The sequence below is a fragment of the Streptomyces sp. NPDC088746 genome (assembly GCF_044751065.1).
Classification (GTDB): Bacteria; Actinomycetota; Actinomycetes; order Streptomycetales; family Streptomycetaceae; genus Streptomyces.
On the sequence record NZ_JBIVLA010000010.1, the window covers coordinates 52,474 to 73,222 of the forward strand.

16 protein-coding genes are annotated in these 20,749 nt (G+C 67.8%); 7 read left to right on the forward strand and 9 right to left on the reverse strand.

The window, feature by feature from the left end:
• Nucleotides 1–67: 67 nt before the first annotated feature.
• Both murJ and ACIP63_RS33185 read right to left on the reverse strand, forming a co-directional pair.
• Nucleotides 68–2,227 carry a murein biosynthesis integral membrane protein MurJ gene (murJ, locus tag ACIP63_RS33180; protein ID WP_401523287.1) on the reverse strand — a complete coding sequence of 720 codons (2,160 nt, stop codon included), beginning with the start codon at nt 2,225–2,227 and terminating at the stop codon, nt 68–70.
• A gap of 49 nt (nt 2,228–2,276) precedes the next feature.
• The gene (locus ACIP63_RS33185) at nt 2,277–4,574 is read right to left on the reverse strand and encodes a DUF6049 family protein (protein ID WP_401523290.1); all 2,298 of its coding nucleotides are present in this window, start codon (nt 4,572–4,574) and stop codon (nt 2,277–2,279) included.
• Nucleotides 4,575–4,754: 180 nt separating this feature from the next.
• Between ACIP63_RS33185 and ACIP63_RS33190 the strand changes: the two genes are divergently transcribed.
• Complete coding sequence (locus ACIP63_RS33190; RefSeq protein WP_401523293.1) at nt 4,755–6,197, forward strand: CCA tRNA nucleotidyltransferase; 1,443 nt, start codon at nt 4,755–4,757, stop codon at nt 6,195–6,197.
• Nucleotides 6,198–6,290: 93 nt separating this feature from the next.
• Here ACIP63_RS33190 and ACIP63_RS33195 read toward each other — a convergent pair whose 3' ends face one another.
• The 3 genes from ACIP63_RS33195 to ACIP63_RS33205 form a co-directional block, all read right to left on the reverse strand.
• Entirely contained in the window at nt 6,291–7,580 is a 1,290-nt protein-coding gene (locus ACIP63_RS33195; RefSeq protein WP_401523296.1) for an MFS transporter, read from the reverse strand.
• Nucleotides 7,581–7,670: 90 nt separating this feature from the next.
• Complete coding sequence (locus ACIP63_RS33200) at nt 7,671–8,753, reverse strand: inositol-3-phosphate synthase (RefSeq protein WP_362927542.1); 1,083 nt, start codon at nt 8,751–8,753, stop codon at nt 7,671–7,673.
• A gap of 62 nt (nt 8,754–8,815) precedes the next feature.
• Nucleotides 8,816–9,517, reverse strand: a complete 702-nt coding sequence (locus ACIP63_RS33205) for a helix-turn-helix transcriptional regulator (protein WP_401523300.1) — start codon at nt 9,515–9,517, stop codon at nt 8,816–8,818.
• Nucleotides 9,518–9,903: 386 nt separating this feature from the next.
• On the opposite strand from ACIP63_RS33205, the gene ACIP63_RS33210 reads away from it, so the two are divergent.
• Nucleotides 9,904–12,594, forward strand: coding sequence for a transglycosylase domain-containing protein (locus ACIP63_RS33210; RefSeq protein WP_401523302.1), 2,691 nt, complete (start codon nt 9,904–9,906; stop codon nt 12,592–12,594).
• A 170-nt stretch (nt 12,595–12,764) separates the two neighbouring features.
• The gene (locus tag ACIP63_RS33215) at nt 12,765–14,270 is read left to right on the forward strand and encodes a glycosyltransferase family 87 protein (protein WP_401523305.1); all 1,506 of its coding nucleotides are present in this window, start codon (nt 12,765–12,767) and stop codon (nt 14,268–14,270) included.
• A 12-nt stretch (nt 14,271–14,282) separates the two neighbouring features.
• Here the strand turns inward: ACIP63_RS33215 and ACIP63_RS33220 are convergent, their stop codons facing one another.
• The 3 genes from ACIP63_RS33220 to ACIP63_RS33230 all read right to left on the reverse strand — a co-directional run bounded on the left by ACIP63_RS33220 (nt 14,283) and on the right by ACIP63_RS33230 (nt 17,042).
• Nucleotides 14,283–15,314, reverse strand: coding sequence for an alanine racemase (locus tag ACIP63_RS33220; protein ID WP_401523308.1), 1,032 nt, complete (start codon nt 15,312–15,314; stop codon nt 14,283–14,285).
• A 78-nt stretch (nt 15,315–15,392) separates the two neighbouring features.
• Nucleotides 15,393–16,511 carry a peptidoglycan bridge formation glycyltransferase FemA/FemB family protein gene (locus ACIP63_RS33225; RefSeq protein ID WP_356709036.1) on the reverse strand — a complete coding sequence of 373 codons (1,119 nt, stop codon included), beginning with the start codon at nt 16,509–16,511 and terminating at the stop codon, nt 15,393–15,395.
• Between the two features lie 174 nt (nt 16,512–16,685).
• Complete coding sequence (locus ACIP63_RS33230; RefSeq protein ID WP_401523312.1) at nt 16,686–17,042, reverse strand: hypothetical protein; 357 nt, start codon at nt 17,040–17,042, stop codon at nt 16,686–16,688.
• A 285-nt stretch (nt 17,043–17,327) separates the two neighbouring features.
• Between ACIP63_RS33230 and rpsF the strand changes: the two genes are divergently transcribed.
• The 4 genes from rpsF (at nt 17,328) to rplI (ending at nt 19,051) form a co-directional block, all read left to right on the forward strand.
• Nucleotides 17,328–17,618 (forward strand): 30S ribosomal protein S6, encoded by a 291-nt coding sequence (gene rpsF, locus ACIP63_RS33235; protein ID WP_006604399.1) that lies wholly within the window; start codon nt 17,328–17,330, stop codon nt 17,616–17,618.
• 71 nt (nt 17,619–17,689) lie between these two features.
• Complete coding sequence (locus tag ACIP63_RS33240; protein WP_401523314.1) at nt 17,690–18,307, forward strand: single-stranded DNA-binding protein; 618 nt, start codon at nt 17,690–17,692, stop codon at nt 18,305–18,307.
• Nucleotides 18,308–18,349: 42 nt separating this feature from the next.
• The gene (rpsR, locus tag ACIP63_RS33245; protein WP_003967857.1) at nt 18,350–18,586 is read left to right on the forward strand and encodes a 30S ribosomal protein S18; all 237 of its coding nucleotides are present in this window, start codon (nt 18,350–18,352) and stop codon (nt 18,584–18,586) included.
• An 18-nt stretch (nt 18,587–18,604) separates the two neighbouring features.
• Nucleotides 18,605–19,051, forward strand: coding sequence for a 50S ribosomal protein L9 (rplI, locus tag ACIP63_RS33250; protein ID WP_014155197.1), 447 nt, complete (start codon nt 18,605–18,607; stop codon nt 19,049–19,051).
• A 175-nt stretch (nt 19,052–19,226) separates the two neighbouring features.
• Here rplI and ACIP63_RS33255 read toward each other — a convergent pair whose 3' ends face one another.
• Nucleotides 19,227–20,564: an MATE family efflux transporter gene (locus ACIP63_RS33255; RefSeq protein ID WP_401523317.1), complete on the reverse strand. Its 1,338-nt coding sequence runs from the start codon at nt 20,562–20,564 to the stop codon at nt 19,227–19,229.
• Nucleotides 20,565–20,749 lie beyond the last annotated feature (185 nt).

Genomic DNA, 20,749 nt, shown 5'->3' on the forward strand with positions numbered 1-20,749 from the left:
GTGCCCACACTCCGGTGCTATGCACGACACGCGGTGTCCAGCGATGGTTGTGCGGCTCGGAGTGCATTCAGCGGCCGAGCCGTCCCCGGACCATGCCGACCATGCCGTTGAGCTCCTCGATGCGCATCTTCTTCGCAGCGACGAAGAAGATGCCCAGCAGGATGACGCTGCCACAGACCAATGCCACCACGGAGCCGCCGGCTCCGTCGCCGAGGGCCTTCAGAAGAGCGAAGCCGACGCCGCCGCCGACCACGGCCGCGGGGATCGCGGCCAGGCAGAGACGGGCGTAGGTCCGCACCACACGGGCTCCGTCCAGGTCCCCGCCGAGTCGGCTGCTGAGCCGTCGCCAGGCGATGCCGACACCGACCGCGTAGGCCAGCCCGTAGGAGGCCGCCATTCCCACGACTGCCCACTGCGCCGGAAGAATCACGTAGCAGAGGGCGGAAGCCGCGGCATTGACCGCTGCCACGATCACCGTGTTGTAGAAGGGGGTGCGGGTGTCCTCGTACGCGTAGAACCCGCGGAGCACCACGTACTGCACCGAGTACGGGATGAGGCCGAGGCCGAACGCCATCAGGATGAAGCCCATGGACCGTGCGGCCTCGGTGCCGCTGGAGGCGTAGAGCAGGGTGCACATCGGCAGGCCGAGTGCGAGGAAGGTGAAGGCGACCGGAACGATGGCCACCGCCGAGTTGCGCAGACCCTGCGAGATGTCGTCGCGGACGGCTCCCGGGTCGTTGTCATGGGCGGCGCGGGAGATGCGGGGCAGCAGGGCCGCCATGACCGAGACGGTGATGATGGCCTGCGGCATGCCCCAGATCAGCTGGGCGTTCGAGTAGGCCAGGAAGCCCGTGCCGTCCTTGCCTGAGAGCTTTCCGGCCGAGGTCGCCAGCTGCGTGACGACGACGACACCGGCCTGGTTGGCCAGCACGAACAGGACGGTCCACTTGGCGAGCTTGATCGTCTTGCCGAGCCCGTGGCCCTTCCAGTCGAAGCGGGGACGGAAGCGGAACCCGGCCTCGCGGAGGTACGGGATCATGGCAAGGGCCTGGACCACCAGGCCGAGCAGCGTGCCGACGCCCAGGAGCTGGACGCCCTCCGGCGGGATCGTCTCCACGCCCATCCGGGACTCGGCCGAGGTGCCGTAGACCCAGATGAACAGGCCGAAGGTGAAGATCATGACGATGTTGTTCAGGACCGGGGTCCACATCATCGCCCCGAACTTCCCGCGGGCGTTGAGGATCTGGCCCATCACCACATGGATGCCCATGAAGAAGATGGTCGGCAGGCAGTAGCGGGCGAAGGTGACAGCCACGCTGTTCGCCGCAGCATCGTTCGCGATGGTCGGTGACATCGTGTGGATGAGCCACGGCGCAGCGAAGACGGCCAGGGCGACGATCACAGCGAGGGCGACCATGACCAGCGTCAGCAGCCGGTTGGCGAAGGCTTCGCCGCCGTCCTCGTCGTCCTTCATGGACCGGACGAGCTGGGGAACGAAGACCGAGTTCAGCCCGCCGCCCACGGTGAGGATGTAGATCATCGTCGGCAGGGTGTACGCGATGGTGTAGCTGTCACCGAGCAGGGCCGCGCCCAGCGCCGCGGTGATCACGAGGCTGCGGACGAAGCCGGTGAGCCGGGACACCAGGGTGCCGGCTGCCATCACCGCACTGGACTTCAGTATCCCGGCGGCACGGCCTCCGGACTTCGGTGGCACGGGTGCCGGAGCCGGCTCGGGCTCGGCGGGAGGGCCGGGAGGCCGGCCCGACCCCTCCTGGTCGCGGAAGAGGTGTGCGAAGGCGTCCTGCTCCCCACGGTCGCCGGAGGCCTGAGTGACCAGGTCGTCCACACCTACGTACTGGGTGGTCGCCGCGTGGTCCCCGTACGGAAGGTGCCGGGACGGGCCTGCGGGCTCCGGTGGGGGCGTCTGGGCCCAGATCCGGGGGTCGGGGGCGTACTGGGCAGCGGGAGGCTGCTGGTAGAGGGCCTGCGGCTCCTGGTAGGTGCCCGGAGGCGGCGGAGGATGCGAGGCGCGGTCGTAGAGCGCCTCGGCCACCGGGTCCTGCGCGGCGAGGTCCTGGGCACGGTACGGGTCGTGGTCGTACGCGTGCTGCAGGTACGGATCGGGTGCCTCTCCGTCCTGCCCGGCGCCCGGCGGCACCGGCGGACCGCTGGAAGACCCAGCTCCGCCCGCGCCCTGGCCGCGGTCACCGTCGTACGGCGCGTTCATCGAAACCCCACCTCATTGTCCCCGGCCGACAGGCCCCGACAGACATCGCTCAACGGTCCACTTTCTCACCCGGGCCGGACGGGTTCCCGCTTTCCGGACCGGTGTCCGGCGTCGGGTCACTCGGCTGCTCGGGTTCGCCGCCGTTGTTCTCCACTGCGCCGCCCGCGACGGTGCGCTTGCGGTGGGTGTACATCCTGATGCCCGCCAGGACCAGCAGCAGCAGTCCGCCGGCGATCACCAGGAGCACGGTCGGTGTGACTTCCGAGACCTTCACGGTGAAGGTCATCTCCTCGCCGTAGGGCACGCCGTCCGCGGTGAAGAGCCGCGCCGTGACCTGGGCCTGGCCGTTGGCGTTGGCCGAGGCGTCGAACTTCACGGACTGGCTGTGTCCGCCGGCGATCTCGACGCGTCGTTCGGCGACCGCTCCGCCGTCGTTGAGCTTGAGCCGGGTGGAGTTGCCCGACGTCAGACGGAGGACGAGGTGGTCGACGCCCTGGACCAGTTTGTTCTGCACGGTCACAGGGATCGTGGCGCTGCGCCCGGAGAGGGTCACATCCGACTTCGTGATCAGCTGGACCTCGTTGCTGAGGCCCTGCAGATAGGTGCGGATGTCGTCACGGTACCGCTGCGCCTCCAGCGGCTTGCCACGCCACGACGTCGACACGGAGCGGTTGATCGCGTTCCCGAAGGGGGTCACCACCCGGTCGGGCTGCGTCAGGATGACCTGGAAACTGTCGAGCGAGTCCTGTGTCGTCCTGATGTCCTGGAACGCCTGGGTGGGCAGCTCCTGGCTTCGCAGCTTCTTCGGGTACCGGGAAGCGCTGGGGACCTTGGTGATGGCTTGTGCGTCGGGCTTCTGCTCCGCTGCCGCCGTCAGGTCGAGTGGCTGTGTCCAGTGTTCGGTCGTGAGGGCCTGGAGCGCGCGCGCCATGCTCTGCGCCTGAGCAGCGGTGGGAGTCCGCTGCGGGGCGACAACGATGCTGCGCTCCTTGTCAGGGGCCTGTTCCGTCACCGCCAGCGTCTGGGCCAGGAATTTCTGCACGGCCAGGGTCGAGGCACCGGCCTTGGACATGTCGCCGGTGAACGCGGTGGAGAGCCGGTGGTCGGAGACGACGGCGGTGGTGCCACCGCCGATCGGTCGCGCCGACGTCGGCGTGTAGGGGAGCCCGCCGGTCTCCTGAAGGCTGTCGCTGCGGGCGATCACCTTGTGCGCCCCGGCGGAGGTGGCGACGTCGACGACCGAGGGATCGATCGCACCGTCCACGGGCCAGGCGAAGTCGGTGGACGGCTTCACATGGAGGACGGTCTCCACCGTCGTGCCCGCGACCTCGGTCGCCGTCTGCAGATGGCTGAGGGCACCCGAGACGTTCTTGCCGCGGTGGGCGATGGACGCGAGATCCGGGTCGGCGAACGGCAGGGCCACCACCTTCCCGTCCTTCACCGCCGCCTGCAGGTCCGTGAGCCACTTCTTGGCGATGGCCTGGTTCGTCCCCGCGACCGTGGTGTCGCCCACCTTGACGCGGTAGTTCTTCGTCATCGCATCGACGGAGGCCAGCAGGTCCGGGTCGATCACCCAGGTGACGGGGAGCTGTCGTCCCAGCGAGACCAGCTGTTCCAGACGGCCGCCCGGAGCGAGTTCGAGAGCCAGATCGTCATTGGCGAACACGGGGGTCTGCTGTTCGTCGGACCCCGTCTCCGCAGTGACATGTGCCGATGCGATCAGAGGCCAGAGGAAGGTGAGTCCGGTCTTGCTGTCCGCGTCCTCCGGCTGCCACGGCAGGAAGGTCCGCTGGATGCCGAGCACCTGGTCGTAGGCGTAGTCGGTGGTGCGGCCCGTGAGCGACACCCCGAGCTGATAGACGCCCTCCGCACCCAGGTCCAGCTTGTCCACCGGGACGGCGAGGGTGAAGTCCCGGCTGACCCCGGCCGCGAGCTCCGGGACCTTCAGCGTGTACGCGCCGCCGAGCTTGGCCGGGTCGCTCCCGGGCAGGTACCCGGTGCGCTTGGCGGCCTCGTCGACCGCGCCCCTGCCGGACAGCCTCGGCCCGACGCGCAGGTCGACCTCCGAGTCCGTGACCGTCTTCTTCCCTCTGTTCGTGAGGGTGCCGGAGATGGTGAGCGTGTCGCCCTCGACCGGTGCGCTGGGCGCGAGCGTGTCCAGGGACACATCGACGGTGCGCGAACCGGCCGGGGCCTTCGTGGCCTCCTGGGCCTGAGCCGAGGGCGCTGCGGGACCGGCCAGCAGGCCGGCGATCAGCGGTGCCCCGACGATCAAGGAGGCTGTGCGCCGGAGCCACCGGCGGGCAGGGGAGGGATTCATCCCCTGAGAGTCTGCCGCCTCGGCCACGCGTATCCGTCCCTCGTCGTCGTCAGCTGGTGCCGGCTCTGCCGGTATCTGCGTCCCCGCATGGTAACGATGCGCCCGATGCCTGAGTGCCGGGGACCGTGCCACATGATCGGCAGAGTCTCGCAGGGACGCAAGAAACGATGACGCCCGGGCCGGTCGGTGCACGTACCCTTTTCTGTTGTGCCGAACGCCAACGAAGACAGCCCCCGTGCACTGAGTCAGGTGCAGCACCGCGCAGTCAGCGAACTGCTGCGGGTGTCCCCCGTCGCCGATGACCTCGCTCTCCGATTCCAGGAGGCCGGATTCGGCCTCGCCCTGGTCGGCGGGTCCGTCCGCGATGCGTTGCTCGGCAGGCTCGGAAACGACCTGGACTTCACGACCGACGCCCGCCCGGAGGACGTACTCAAGATCGTCCGGCCCTGGGCCGACTCGGTCTGGGAGGTCGGAATCGCGTTCGGCACCGTCGGCTCGCAGAAGGACGGCTACCAGATCGAGGTGACGACCTACAGGTCGGAGGCGTACGACAGGACCTCGCGCAAGCCCGAGGTCTCCTACGGCGACTCGATCGAGGAAGACCTCGTACGCCGTGACTTCACGGTCAACGCCATGGCCGTCGCCTTGCCGCAGAAGGAGTTCATCGACCCGCACGGCGGCCTCGACGACCTGGCTCAGCGCGTCCTGCGCACTCCGGGCACACCTGAGGCGTCCTTCTCCGACGATCCGCTGCGCATGCTCCGTGCCGCTCGCTTTGCCGCGCAGCTGGACTTCGAGGTGGCTCCCGACGTCGTACAGGCCATGACGGACATGGCGGGGCGAATCGAGATCGTCTCGGCCGAGCGGGTCCGTGAGGAACTCAACAAACTGCTGCTCTCCGACCACCCCCGTAAGGGACTGGGGCTCCTCGTGGACTCAGGTCTGGCGGACCGGGTGCTGCCCGAGCTCCCTGCACTGCGCCTGGAAAGTGATGAGCATCACCGCCACAAGGACGTCTATGAGCACTCCCTGACCGTCCTGGAACAGGCCATCGATCTGGAGGAGGACGGTGCGGATCTCGTGCTGCGCCTCGCGGCCCTGCTCCACGACATCGGGAAGCCGAGGACGCGGCGCTTCGAGAAGGACGGCCGCGTCTCCTTCCACCACCACGAGGTGGTGGGGGCCAAGATGGCCAAGAAGCGGATGACCGAGCTCAAGTACTCCAACGACATGGTCAAGGACGTCTCCAAGCTCGTGGAGCTGCATCTGCGCTTCCACGGATACGGCGACGGTGAGTGGACCGACTCCGCGGTCCGTAGGTATGTGCGGGACGCGGGGCCGCTGCTGGGCCGCCTGCACAAGCTGACGCGCTCCGACTGCACGACGCGGAACAAGCGCAAGGCGAACGCCCTGTCCCGCACCTACGACGGGCTCGAGGCGCGCATCGCTCAACTGCAGGAGCAGGAGGAGCTGGAGGCGATCCGGCCCGACCTGGACGGCAACGAGATCATGAAGATCCTGGGTGTGGGGCCCGGTCCGGTGATCGGCAAGGCCTACTCGTTCCTGCTGGAGTTGAGGCTGGAGAACGGCCCGATGGAACGCGATGCCGCGGTCGCCGCCCTCAAGGAGTGGTGGGCCGCGCAGGGCTGAGGAGCCCGCCATGTTTCACGTGAAACATGGCCGGGCGCCAAGGGGGGGCAAAGCAGTCGGTGAGGGGCGATGTTTCACGTGAAACATCGCCCCTCATTCCTTGATGTGTGCGCGCTGGAGCGCGATGCTCACCCGTCGCCGGTGAATCATGGCCATCGAGACGATGGCGTAGAGCACGGCAACGCTCAGCACCACGACGACGGACCGCCCGTCAGGGGGGAGTGCGAGGGCGGACACTCCGGCGGCGGCGACGAAGGCGACGTTGAACAGCACGTCGTAGAGCGAGAAGACCCGGCCGCGATAAGCGTCGTCGACGGAGGTCTGCACCTCGGTATCCGTCGCAATCTTCGACGCCTGGGTCACCAGCCCCAGGACGAACGCCGCCACCAGCATCGGCCCGGGGGTGAACGGGAGCCCCAATGCGGGCTCCAGGACTGCGGCTGCCCCGGCGCATCCCGCCATCCATCCGTACCGTCCGAAGCGTCCGACCGCCCACGGGGACATGAGCGCGGCGACGAAGTACCCCGCCGCCGACGCGCCGAGCGCGAGTCCGAGGAGGGCGAGGCCGTCGGACTCGCTGTCGGACCAGGCGTAGCGGCACAGCATCAGCACCATCACCGTCAGCGCTCCGTAGCAGAAGCGGAGCACCGTTATGGCCGCGAGCGCGTGCGCCGCGTCTCGTCGCTCGGCCAGATGGCGCAACCCCGCGACGAGCCCCCGGGCGGTGGTGCCGAGTGCCTCGCGCAGTGGCACATGGTGCAGGTCCCGATCCGGTCCGAGGAGCGTGCGGGGCAAGGACAGAGAGGCCAGTGCCGAGAGGAGGTAGAGGGCCGCGCCCAACAGGACCACGGCGGCGTCGGACCCGTCCGTCAGTAGCCGGATGCCCAGGGCCAGGCCCCCGCCGACAGTGGCGGACAGCGTCCCGGCCGTCGGGGAGAGGGAGTTGGCGAGGACCAGTCGCTCGGTGTCGACGACACGGGGGAGGGCCGCCGAAAGTCCGGCCAGCACGAAGCGGTTGACAGCGGTGACGCAGAGGGCGGAGACGTAGAAGAGCCAGTCCGGCACGGAACTCAGCAGCAGCAGAGCCGTGCAGCAGGCCAGTGCGGCACGCAGCAGGTTCCCGTACAGGAAGACCTGACGGCGCGGCCAGCGGTCGAGCAGGACTCCCGCGAACGGGCCGATCAGGGAGTACGGGAGCAGAAGCACAGCCATGGCGGACGCGATGGCACCAGGCGTGGTCTGGTTCTCCGGCGAGAAGACGACGTACGTGGCGAGTGCGACCTGATAGACGCCGTCGGCCGACTGGGAGAGAAGTCGTACGGCGAGCAGGCGACGGAAGTTCCGAAGGCGCAGGAGTACGCCCAGATCACGCACGACAGGCATGTGTGCAAGGGTCACACATGCGGGGGGCCTCCGGGCGGATTGCCCGGGGACCCCCCGACATGGAGAAGCGTGCGGCAGTGATTCGCTGGATCAGCGCTCGACGTCGCCGGCGATGAACTTCTCGACGTTCTCGCGGGCCTCGTCGTCGAAGTACTGGACCGGCGGGGACTTCATGAAGTACGAGGAGGCCGAGAGGATCGGGCCACCGATGCCGCGGTCCTTGGCGATCTTCGCAGCGCGCACGGCGTCGATGATGACACCGGCGGAGTTCGGGGAGTCCCACACCTCGAGCTTGTACTCCAGGTTCAGCGGAACGTCACCGAAGGCGCGGCCCTCGAGGCGCACGTACGCCCACTTGCGGTCGTCCAGCCAGGCCACGTAGTCCGAGGGGCCGATGTGGACGTTGTCCGCACCGAGCTCGCGGTCACGGATCTGTGAGGTGACGGCCTGCGTCTTCGAGATCTTCTTGGACTCCAGGCGCTCACGCTCGAGCATGTTCTTGAAGTCCATGTTGCCGCCGACGTTCAGCTGCATCGTGCGGTCCAGGACGACGCCCCGGTCCTCGAAGAGCTTCGCCATCACACGGTGCGTGATGGTGGCGCCGACCTGGGACTTGATGTCGTCGCCGACGATCGGGACACCGGCCTCGGTGAACTTGTCCGCCCACTCCTTGGTGCCGGCGATGAACACCGGGAGAGCGTTGACGAACGCGACCTTGGCGTCGATGGCGCACTGCGCGTAGAACTTCGCAGCCACTTCGGAACCGACGGGCAGGTAGCAGACGAGGACGTCGACCTGCTTGTCCTTGAGGACCTGGACGATGTCGACGGGGGCGTCGGCCGACTCCTCGATCGTCTCGCGGTAGTACTTGCCCAGGCCGTCGTGGGTGTGGCCGCGCTGAACGGTCACCCCGGTGTTCGGCACGTCGGCGATCTTGATGGTGTTGTTCTCGCTGGCGCCGATGGCGTCCGCGAGGTCGAGGCCGACCTTCTTCGCGTCGACGTCGAAGGCGGCGACGAACTCGACGTCGCTCACGTGGTACTCGCCGAACTGGACGTGCATCAGACCGGGCACCTTGCCGGCCGGATCGGCGTCCTTGTAGTACTCGACGCCCTGCACCAGCGAGGCGGCGCAGTTGCCCACGCCGACGATGGCTACGCGAACCGAACCCATGCCGATTGCTCCCTGTGTGTTCTCGGTGTTCCCCGATGACGCCTTGCGGATCTGCGGGGATATCACTTGGTGTCGTCGGACGGATCCGGCCGGGTGTCGTCCCGGTGCCGGGGCAGGCCGCCCGTCTCTCCTGATGTGTCGTGCTGAGTGGAGCCCTCGGGCGAGGATCGTCGCTGATCCCGTCCCGACCGCTCGCTCTCGATGAGCTCGTTCAGCCAGCGCACTTCGCGCTCCACGGACTCCATGCCGTGTCGCTGCAGCTCAAGCGTGTAGTCGTCGAGTCGTTCACGGGTGCGGGCGAGAGACGCGCGCATCTTTTCGAGGCGCTCCTCCAGCCTGCTGCGGCGTCCTTCGAGCACGCGCATGCGCACCTCGCGCTCCGTCTGTCCGAAGAAGGCGAAACGAGCCGCGAAGTGCTCGTCCTCCCAGGAGTCCGGACCGGTGTGCGAGAGCAGCTCCTCGAAGTGCTCCTTACCTTCTGCCGTCAACCGGTAGACGATCTTGGCGCGGCGCCCGGCCAGCGAGGACGAGGGGGCGACCCCACGGCCTGTGGCAGGTGGCAGCGCCGGAACACTTCCCGGTTCCTCGATCAACCAGCCGTTGGCGACCAGCGTCTTGAGGCAGGGGTAGAGGGTGCCGTAGCTGAAGGCGCGGAAGATCCCCAGCGACGTGTTGAGGCGCTTGCGCAGCTCGTACCCGTGCATGGGTGACTCGCGGAGCAGGCCGAGTACGGCGAATTCGAGGATGCCGGAGCGTCTGCTCATCTTCGCCTCCTCCTCCGCCTGGTACGTCCACGGGCCGTCGGACCCACCTTATGCCGTGCTGATGTATCGACTCGATACATCAGCACGATAGATCGGCTCGTGATGTTCGACAAGAGGGGGGTCCGTGAGCGGCGTCACATCCCCGATTCATAGGGAGTGACTTGCGTAATTTGGGGTGAAGTTCGGTCCCCGGAGGTTTTTGACCGTGCGTAGTCTGTGCGGCATGCAGACCACCGGGAACCGTGAGACGCCGCCGAGCGTCAGTTATCGCGGACTGTCGGATGTACTGCGGGTGAGCCTTCCGCACGGCTTGTCCGTAATTCGGGGGGACCGGATCTCAACTGCCGCTTCCAGGCGCTCTCGCCTGCCCGAGGAGTAGTCGTTCGATGAGCGAGCACCGTCGCAAAACGTCGCAACCGCAAGGTGGCGGGCGCGCAGCGGCCAGACGAGCCGCCCAACAGCCTGCTGGACGCCGCACCGAATCGTCACGCAGAGCAACCTCAGCATCACCTTCCGGAGCGCAGGGTGACGAGCCGGTCTACGGCAGCCGTGCCGAGGCGCGTCGCGCCGCCCAGCGCGGCGGAGGCAGGCGTCGGGGAGGTGGCGACAACGGCGGTCACGAAGGCCGGGCCCGGGGTCGCGCCGACTCCGGCAGGAAGCGCTTCATCGACTACCCACGGGCCGGTAAGTACGGCTTCCGCCGCTGGGTTCCGTCGTGGAGGCTGGTCTCCGGCCTGTGCGTGGGCTTCCTGGGCCTGCTGATGGGAGCGGCCGGCCTCGCGTACGCGCTGGTGGTGCCGCCCGAGATCAAGGACCTCGCCACCGCGCAGAACAACGTCTACTACTGGGACGACAACACCCAGATGGTCGCCACGGGCGGTTCCGTCAACCGCCAGGAGATCGATTACGCCCAGATCCCCGTGGCGATGCGGAACGCCGTCATCTCGGCCGAGAACAAGTCGTTCGAGTCCGACAGGGGCATCGACCCCATGGGTATCGCCCGCGCCGTCTACAACATGGCCCGGGGAGGTGACACCCAGGGCGGTTCCACGATCACCCAGCAGTACGTGAAGAACTCCATGCTTTCCCAGGACCAGACACTGAGCCGGAAGGTCAAGGAACTCTTCATCACGCTCAAGGTCGGTGAGACGAGAGGCAAGAAGGAGGTCATGGCGGGGTACCTCAACGTCTCCTACTACGGACGGGGTGCCTCGGGGCTTCAGGCGGCTGCGCGTACGTACTACGGCAAGGACGCCGAGAAGCTCAACGAGAGCGAGTGCGCCTTCCTGGCGACGCTGCTCAAGGGCGCGAGCTACTACGACCCCGCGGGTGCCCCCGACGTCGACCCGGTGAACGCCACGGCGGAGAAGAACCGCGAGCGGGCCGAGCGGCGCTGGAAGTGGATCCTCGACGAGGAGGTCAAGGACGGCCGGCTGAGCGCGGCGAAGCGCGAGACCTTCACCGAGTTCCCCATGCCGGACCCGCCGAAGAAGGACGCCAAGCTGGGCGGCCAGACCGGCTACCTCGTCGATCTCGCCACGAAGTACTTCCTCGCGCACAACAACGAGGGCGTCACCGAGAAGGAACTGGCCCAGGGCGGCTACGAGATTCACACGACCTTCAACAAGAAGAAGGTCTCCGATCTCGAGAAGTCGATCAAGAAGGTGTACGCCGCCAAGATCGACCCCGAGAAGCGGCCCGACAAGGACACCCACGTCGAGTTCGGCGGTGCGTCGGTGGACACCAAGACGGGCGCCATCATCGCCACCTACGGCGGCCAGGACGCGACGCAGCACTACACCAACAACGCCGACGCGACTGGTGCGCAGGTCGGTTCGACGTTCAAGCCCTTCGTGCTGGCGGCCGCGATGGAGCACGGGAAACGCAATCCCGAACTTCCCGAGGACCAGAGCGATTCGGAGCGCACGCCCGTCTCGCCGAAGAGCATCTACAACGGCGACAACAAGCTGAAGATCAATAATTACGACGGCACGGTCTGGCAGAACAAGGAAGGCAAGGAGTGGCTCCAGACCAACGACGGAGACCACGACTACGGAGACATCTCCCTCCGCTACGCCATGCAGGAGTCCGCCAACTCCCCGTACGTCCAGCTCGGCATGGACGTCGGCACCGACAAGGTGAAGGACGCCGCCTTGGCTGCGGGGTTGCGCGACGACGAGTACCTGGCGGACTCGAACTTCCCCTCGTTCTCCATCGGGACGTCCTCGCCGAGCGCCATCCGCATGGCCGGCGCGTACTCCACCTTCGCCACCAGCGGCAAGCAGCGTGAGCCCTTCTCGGTCATCGAGGTCAAGCACAAGGGTGAGGTCATCTACCAGCACGACACGGTGACCAAGAATGCTTTCCCCAGCGTCGTCGCGGACAACGTCACCGACGTGCTGAAGAACGTCGTCGAGAACGGGACGGGTACTCCGGCCCAGATCCCAGGACGTGACGTGGCCGGCAAGACGGGTACCACGGACGGCAACAAGTCGGCCTGGTTCGTCGGCTACACCCCGCAGATCTCGACGGCCGTCAGCATGTTCCGGATGGACGACGACGAGACGAAGAAGAACCGCGAGTTCCTGGAGATGTACGGCACGGGTGGCGAGAAGTCGATCCACGGTGCCTCGTTCCCGGCCCAGATCTGGCAGGACTACATGTCCGACGCGGTGAAGGGCACGAAGGTCGTGAACTTCCCGAAGCCGGAACCGATCGGCGAGACGCTCTACGGCGGCGGCGCGGTCAGCCCCAGCCCGACGCCGAGCCCGACGCCTTCGCCTTCGGAGTCCAGCGAGGAGCCGACGCCGTCTGCCACACCGTCGTCCCCGACCCCCTCGCCGAGCGAGACGTGCGCGCCGCTCGACTGGGAGTGCAGGAACGACCAGGACGGCGGAACCACCAACGGCAACGGCAACGGCAACGGCACCGAAGGGACCACCGACGGGTCGACCGACGGTGGGACGGACGCCGGGACCACGGACGGCGGGACGGACACCGGGACGACCGAAGGAGCGACCGAGGGCACGACCGAGGGCGAGGAGAACGGCCGCGGCGGGATCTTCGGCGGCGGTTAGCACCCCTCAGGGCGGCGTGGACGACGCCACGCGCCCTCCGGGAGCCCCGTGAGGGGCCCTCCGGGCACGTACGCGAAGGGCCGTCGGCACCTGGCAGGTGCCGACGGCCCTTCGTGTGTTCCGGACGTGGGCAACGCCCGCACACAGCCCCGTACGGCAGGATGTGCGGCATGCCAAGCGCAGAAGACACGAGCGTGCACCAGGAGCCGTCCGTCGTACCGCCCACGCGACAGGACGAGATCGCCGCGGCGGGCAGCGAACTGATCGGCGGGCCCGCGGGCCGCTGGGCGCGGTTCGGATCGGGACCGCTCACCCCGGTGCGCGTCATCGCGCTCGTGGCGATCGGGATGTTCGCACTCGGCATGGTGCAGAAGATCCCCTGCTACGACTGGGCGTGGTTCCGCGGAACCAGCTCGCAGTACGCGCACGCGTGCTACTCGGACATCCCGCACCTCTACGTCGGACGCGGCTTCGCCGACGGCCTCGTGCCGTACTTCGACCGGCTGAACGGCGACATGGCGTACCTGGAGTACCCCGTCCTGACCGGCCTCTTCATGCAGGTCGCGTCCTGGCTGACGCTCACGCCGTCCTCGGACCCCGCACAGCAGCGCGAGCAGATGTACTGGATGGTCAACGCGGGCATGCTGATGATCTGCGCCGTGGTCATCGCGGTGTGCGTAGCCCGTACGCACCGGCGCCGTCCCTGGGACGGTCTCCTGGTAGCGCTCGCACCCGCGCTCGCGCTCACCGCGACGATCAACTGGGATCTGCTCGCCGTCGCGCTGACCGCCGCGGCGATGCTCATGTGGTCGCGCGGCAGGAGCGTGGCCTTCGGGATCCTCATCGGCCTCGCCACCGCCGCGAAGCTCTACCCCGTGCTGCTCCTCGGACCCCTGCTGGTGTTGTGCTGGAGGGCCGGGAAGTGGCGGGAGTACGGAACGGCGCTCCTCGCGGCGGCCGCGGCCTGGCTGGTGGTCAACCTGCCGGTGATGCTGTACGCCCCCGAGGGGTGGAAGAAGTTCTACACGTTCAGCCAGGAACGGCAGATCGACTACGGCTCCTTCTGGCTGATCATCACCCAGCGCACCGGCCGGCCCATCGACGTGGACACGGTGAACACGGCCTCGGTGCTGCTGATGGCCGTGCTGTGCGCGGGGATCGCGGGGCTGGCACTGACCGCCCGGCACCGGCCGCGCTTCGCCCAGCTGGCGTTCCTCGTGGTGGCCGCGTTCATCCTGACGAACAAGGTCTACTCACCGCAGTACGTGCTCTGGCTGATCCCTCTGGCCGCGCTCGCCAGGCCCCGCTGGCGGGACTTCCTCGTCTGGCAGGCCTGCGAGGTCATGTACTTCCTGGGGATCTGGTTCTACCTCGCGTACACGACGAGCGGGGACAAGCACCAGGGGCTGCCGCAGGACGGCTACCAGGTCGCGATCGCCCTGCACCTGGCGGGAACGCTGTACCTCTGCGCCCTGATCGTCCGGGACATCCTGAGGCCGGAGCGGGACCCCGTCAGGCTCGACGGCTCCGACGATCCTTCGGGCGGGGTGCTCGACGGGGCGCCGGACCGGAAGGCATTCCTGCAAGTGGGCCCGCACCCGGACCGGAACACAGCACCCGCGGTCGAAGGACCGCGGGTGGAGTGGGGCACCGCCGGAAGAACGGCCTCCGACTGAGGGAGGGCCGGGCTACCGGTCCACGAGGCGGTCGAACTGGGTGGTGGTGTGGCGCAGGTGAGCCACCAGTTCGTCGCCGACCCTCGGCTCCTGGGCGTCCGAGGGCACGAAGAGGATGGACACCTGCATGTGCGGCGGCTCGGCGAACCAGCGCTGCTTGCCCGCCCAGACGAACGGCGACAGGTTGCGGTTGACCGTGGCCAGCCCGGCGCGGGCGACGCCCTTGGCACGCGGCATCACTCCGTGCAGGGCCTTCGGTGCCTCCAGGCCGACCCCGTGGGAGGTTCCGCCGGCGACGACGACCAGCCATCCGTCGGACGCGGCCTTCTGCTGGCGGTAGCCGAAACGGTCCCCCTTGACGACGGGCGTGACGTCGAGCACCGCGCCGCGGTACTCCGTGGCCTCGTGGTCGCCGAGCCAGAGCCGTGTGCCGATGCGCGCGCGGAAGCGGGTCTGCGGGAACTGCTGCCGCAGCCGCGCCAGCTCCTCGGCCCGCAGATGGCTGACGAACATCGTGTGCAGCGGCAGCCGGGCGGCGCGCAGACGGTCCATCCAGGTGATGACCTCCTCGACCGCGTCCGATCCGTCCGTGCGGTCGAGCGGCAGGTGCAGCGCGAAGCCCTCGAGGCGTACGTCCTCGATGGCCGCGTGCAGCTGACCGAGCTCCTCCTCCCTCACACCGTGGCGCTTCATCGAGCTCATGCACTCGATGACGACGCGCGCGCCGACCAGGGCGTGCACACCGTCCACGGAGGAGACGGAACGGATCACGCGGTCGGGGAGCGGTACCGGCTCCTCGCCCCGGCGGAAGGGCGTGAGCACCAGCAGGTCACCGCTGAACCAGTCCTTGATGCGAGCGGCCTCGTAGGTGGTCCCGACCGCCAGCGTGTCGGAGCCGAAGCGGATCGCCTCGTCGGCCAGGCGCTCGTGTCCGAAGCCGTAGCCGTTGCCCTTGCAGACGGGTACGAGGTCCGGGAACTGGTCCAGGACGGTCTTCTGGTGCGCCCGCCAGCGCGCGGTGTCGACGTAGAGGGAGAGCGCCATGGCCGGCCCGGAACCTTTCTGGTGGCTGCGGTGGGGGTGAGAGAGGGAAGGAGCTGAGGGATGGTGGTCAGGATGCGCTCAGCGGCGCGACATGTACATATCGAGCGCCTTGTGCAGCAGCTTGTTGAGGGGGAAGTCCCACTCGCCGACGTACTCGACGGCTTCCCCGCCCGTGCCGACCTTGAACTGGATCAGGCCGAAGAGGTGGTCGGTCTCGTCCAGCGAGTCGCTGATGCCGCGCAGGTCGTAGACGGTCGCGCCCATCGCGTACGAGTCGCGGAGCATCCGCCACTGCATGGCGTTGGAGGGGCGGACCTCGCGGCCGATGTTGTCCGAGGCGCCGTAGGAGTACCAGACGTGTCCGCCGACGACGAGCATCGTGGCAGCCGACAGGTTCACACCGTTGTGCCGGGCGAAGTAGAGCCGCATCCGGTTGGGGTCCTCGGAGTTGAGCACCGACCACATGCGCTGGAAGTACGAGAGCGGGCGCGGCCGGAAGTGGTCGCGTACGGCGGTGATCTCGTACAGCCGCTGCCACTCGGCGAGGTCCTCGTAGCCGCCCTGGACCACTTCGACGCCGGCCTTGTCGGCCTTCTTGATGTTGCGCCGCCAGAGCTGGTTGAAGCCCTTGAGCACGTCCTCGAGGGAGCGGTTGGCCAGCGGCACCTGGAAGACGTAGCGGGGCTGTACGTCGCCGAAGCCGGCGCCGCCGTCCTCGCCCTGCTGCCAGCCCATCTTGCGCAGCCGGTCCGAGACCTCGAAGGCGCGCGGCTCGATGTGGCTGGCCTCGACGTCCCGCAGCCGCTTCACGTCGGGGTCCTGGATGCCGGACTTGATGGCGGCCGAGTCCCAGCGGCGGATGACCACGGGAGGGCCCATCTTGACCGAGAAGGCACCCTGCTGCTTCAGGTGGGCGAGCATCGGCTGGAGCCACTCGTCCAGATTCGGGGCGTACCAGTTGATGACCGGGCCCTCGGGGAGGTACGCGAGGTAGCGCTTGATCTTGGGCAGCTGGCGGTAGAGCACCAGCCCGGCGCCGACCATCTCGCCGTTCTTGTCGAACCAGCCCAGGTTCTCCGAGCGCCATTCGGTTTTCACGTCAGCCCACGCCGGGACCTGGCAGTGACTGGCCGAGGGCAGATTCTGGATGTACGCCAGATGCTGTTCTCGGCTGATGGTCCTCAGGGTCAGGCTCATGCGGGGCGCTCCTCGGCAGGTGTGTCCCCATCGGTCAGGGGCTCCGGCTCTCGCGCCGAAGCCTACTGTGACCGAGGGGCGCCCGGTCCGGCCCGTCAGGACCGGACCGGGCGCCACCCCCGCGGGATTGCCCGGCCGTGCACCGCGTGGGACGGCCGGCCCCGGCTCTGCCGGTCAGGTGATGACGCCGCCGAAGAGGCCGCCGTGCGCCATACCGAGGTAGAAGCCGACGGCGGACGCGCCGATCCCCATGATCAGGCCGAACCGCTCCCAGGTGGTCCTGGAGATGTACTGGCCGTAGATGCCGGTCAGGATGCCGATCAGACCGGCCCACGAGCTGAGCAGATGCAGGCTGTGGAACATCGCCGTGACGAACGCGAGGACGCCGAGGACCCCGGTCACCACCATCAGCGTTTCCTGGAGCGGGTGCGGCTTGCCGTCCGTGGCGAAGAGGGACCCGGTAGCGGAACGGGCATGCGTCACCCGGCTCGGGGCGGACCGGTTGCCGGCAGGTCGGACTGTCTGTGCCATGGAGTACCTCCTGGCGGGAAGGGCGGTGCGATGTAGCGCCTCTCACACCGCATCTGTCTTGATTGTGCGCCCTGAACACCGGATTTCAACCGGAAGCCGGTCTGCGGGTAGTCTGTACGGTCTGCACCGGTGTCTGCCTTGAGCCAGCACTGCGGCCCCCCTCGATTCTGTAGACGGGCGTTGTCAGTGGCGGCTGTTTTACTCGGAGACACTGATGCTTACGCATCACGACCCTCCTGCCACGGAACGACCGTGGCCGCTGAGTCCAAAGGAGGTGGGTTCCACATGCGTCACTACGAGGTGATGGTCATCCTCGACCCCGATCTCGAGGAGCGCGCAGTCTCCCCGTTGATCGAGAACTTCCTCTCCGTCGTCCGTGAGGGCAACGGAAAGGTCGAGAAGGTCGACACCTGGGGCCGTCGTCGTCTCTCTTACGAGATCAAGAAGAAGCCTGAGGGCATCTACTCGGTCATCGACCTGCAGGCCGAGCCTGCGGTCGTCAAGGAGCTCGACCGACAGATGAACCTGAACGAGTCGGTCCTCCGGACCAAGGTCCTCCGTCCCGAGACCCACTGAGCATCTAGCTCAGCGGTCATCGGGTTCGAGTAGCAAGCAGCCAGAAGCAATCCCCGCCGAGAGGTTCACCCATGGCAGGCGAGACCGTCATCACGGTCGTCGGCAATCTCGTCGACGACCCCGAGCTGCGCTTCACCCCGTCCGGTGCGGCGGTCGCGAAGTTCCGTGTCGCGTCCACTCCCCGCATCTTCGACCGTCAGACCAATGAGTGGAAGGACGGCGAAGGCCTGTTCCTCACCTGCTCGGTCTGGCGTCAGGCGGCGGAGAACGTCGCGGAGTCGCTTACGCGAGGCATGCGCGTCGTCGTGCAGGGCCGGCTGAAGCAGCGGTCCTACGAGGACCGTGAGGGCGTCAAGCGCACGGTCTACGAGCTGGACGTCGAGGAAGTCGGCCCCAGCCTGAAGAACGCCACGGCCAAGGTCACCAAGACCACAGGTCGCGGTGGCCAGGGCGGCGGCCAGGGTGGATACGGCGGCGGCCAGCAGGGTGGCGGCAACTGGGGCGGCGGTCCCGGTGGCGGTGGCCAGCAGGGCGGTGGCGGTGCTCCCGCCGACGACCCGTGGGCCACCAACGCACCTGCCGGCGGCCAGCAGGGCGGGGGCCAGCAGAGCGGCGGGGGCGGCTGGGGCGGAAGCTCCGGCGGCTCCGGCGGTTCCGGCGGCGGCTACTCGGACGAGCCGCCCTTCTAGGGCTGCTCGTACCCCACTTCTTGATCACACAGGAGAAACACAATGGCGAAGCCGCCTGTGCGCAAGCCTAAGAAGAAGGTCTGCGCGTTCTGCAAGGACAAGACCCAGTACGTGGACTACAAGGACACGAACATGCTGCGGAAGTTCATTTCCGACCGCGGCAAGATCCGTGCCCGCCGCGTCACCGGCAACTGCACGCAGCACCAGCGTGACGTCGCCACGGCAGTCAAGAACAGCCGTGAGATGGCGCTGCTGCCCTACACGTCCACCGCGCGATAAGGGAAGGGTGACCGAATCATGAAGATCATCCTCACCCACGAGGTCACTGGCCTCGGTGCCGCCGGCGACGTCGTGGACGTCAAGGACGGGTACGCCCGTAACTACCTGGTTCCGCGTGGCTTCGCCATTCGCTGGACCAAGGGCGGCGAGAAGGACGTGGCGCAGATCCGCCGCGCCCGCAAGATCCACGAGATCGCGACGATCGAGCAGGCCAACGAGATCAAGGCCAAGCTCGAGGCCGTGAAGGTCCGTCTGGCTGTTCGCTCCGGCGACGCCGGCCGCCTCTTCGGTTCCGTCACCCCGGCTGACATCGCCTCGGCGATCAAGTCCGCCGGTGGTCCGGACGTCGACAAGCGTCGCGTCGAGCTCGGCTCGCCGATCAAGACGCTCGGCGGACACCAGGTGTCCGTCCGTCTGCACCCCGAGGTTGCCGCGAAGCTCGGTATCGAGGTCGTTGCTGCCTAAGGGCACAGCTCAGCAGAGCTAGGTGAAGGGCCGCACCCCTGGGTGCGGCCCTTCGTCGTTCTACGCGTCGTCTCAGGGTCACGTGTCGTTTCACGTGAAACCGGGCTGCGGTGTCGCGTGGAGGCGCGGTTTCACGTGAAACGGCACCACCCGGTTCCTGCTCAGGTGACGCGGTTCAGCGCGTTGCTCCGGTCACGATCCAGCGGCCTGACCGCATACGCATCCACAGCGTCACCAGCCGGACGGTCATCATGAGCGTCATCGCCCCCCAGAGGGCGGTGAGGCCTCCTCCGAAGGTGGGGACGAGGAGAGCGGCAGGAGCGAAGACCGCCAGGGTCAGGACCATGGCCCAGGCGAGATAGCGGCCGTCCCCTGCCCCCATGAGTACGCCGTCGAGGACGAAGACCACCCCGGAGATCGGCTGGGAGAGAGCCACGACCAGCAGTGCCGGCAGCAGGGTGTCCTTTACGGATGTGTCGCCGGTGAACAGTGGGACGAAGAGCGGCCGTGCGAGCACGATGATCACGCCGAGGACGACCCCCGACCCGATCCCCCACTGCACCATCCGGCGGCAGGCCTCGCGGGCGCCCTTGGCGTCGTCCGCCCCCAGATAGCGGCCGATGATGGCCTGCCCGGCGATGGCGATGGCGTCGAGCGCGAAGGCCGTAAGACTCCAGAGAGACAGGATGATCTGGTGCGCGGCGATATCCGTGTCGCCGAGACGGGCGGCGACGGCGGTCGCGATCATCAGGACCGCCCTCAGCGAAAGCGTACGGATCAGGAGAGGCACGCCTGCCTGGGCGTTCGCTCGGATGCCCGCCGCGTCGGGGCGCAGCGACGCGCCGTGCCGACGCGCTCCACGGACCACCACGATCAGGTAGACGAGTGCCATGCCCACCTGGGCGATGACGGTGCCCCACGCGGATCCCGCGATCCCCAGCCCGGCCCCGTAGACGAGCCCGGCATTGAGGGCTCCGTTGGCCGCGAATCCGCCGATGGCTACGTAGAGGGGTGTCCGGGTGTCCTGCAATCCGCGCAGGACACCTGTCGCCGCGAGTACCACGAGCATGGCGGGGATGCCGAGGCTGGAGATCCGCAGATATGTCGTGGCGTACGGGCTCGCGGTGTCGGAGGCCCCGAAGATGTCGACCAGCCACGGAGCCAGTGGGAGAGTGACTGCGACGACAGCGGCACCGATCAGCAGGGCGAGCCAGATGCCGTCCATGCCCTGGCGGATGGCGGACGCCAGATCTCCTGCGCCCACCTGGCGGGCGACCGCGGCTGTGGTGGCGTAGGCGAGGAAGACGAAGACGCTCACCGCGGTCGTCAGAAGGGCGGCGGCGACGGCCAGGCCGGCCAGCTGGGGCGTGCCGAGATGGCCGACGATGGCGCTGTCGACCATGACGAAGAGGGGCTCGGCAACGAGCGCGCCGAAGGCCGGGACGGCGAGTGCGATGATCTCGCGGTCGTGCCGGCGGCGGGAGGGCGGCTGTGCCGTGTGCGCCTGGGTCATGGGGGTAAATCTAATCTTCCACAGGTAAGAGATGCAATGCCGTTGAGATCCTTACCTTGCCTGGGTTTCCCGGTTCGCCGGAAGACCGTTTCCTGTGATCTTGAGCTGAGGGCAAAAGTTTTTCTCCCCCACAGCCGGTGGATTGAGAAACGGCAGGTCAGGGGCCTCTTTGGTGGGCGGGTATG